Here is a 286-nt window from a genome sequence, read left to right on the forward strand (position 1 = left end):
CGCTTTTACCGGCGGCTTCGCCCTTTTGCGAGCCCGCGCCGTTTTCCGGGATTTCCCCTTGCAGCTGCTTGCGCGATGAGAGCTGGCGTTCGATATCGGTCAGGTTTTCCAGCTTGCGCGAGGTGTCCTGCAGCTGCGACTGCAGGCGCGCCTGATTCTGGCGCAGCGAATCGATCTGGCTGTCGCTGCTCTCCTGCAGATGCTGATAACGCGCTTTCTCATCGAACAGCGTGATCTGCAGCATCTGCTGCTGGCGCCACAGCTGCGTCAACGGACGCAGCGAACC

At 61.5% G+C, this 286-nt stretch carries 1 protein-coding gene; it reads right to left on the bottom strand.

Going from position 1 to position 286, the window contains the following annotated elements; all coding sequences use genetic code 11:
* A partial coding sequence (locus tag J0A67_RS23710; RefSeq protein ID WP_206571701.1) for a hypothetical protein occupies window positions 1–286 on the bottom strand: 286 nt, incomplete at both ends.

This window comes from Algoriphagus aestuariicola (assembly GCF_017254835.1).
GTDB classification, from domain to species: Bacteria; Bacteroidota; Bacteroidia; order Cytophagales; family Cyclobacteriaceae; genus Algoriphagus; species Algoriphagus aestuariicola.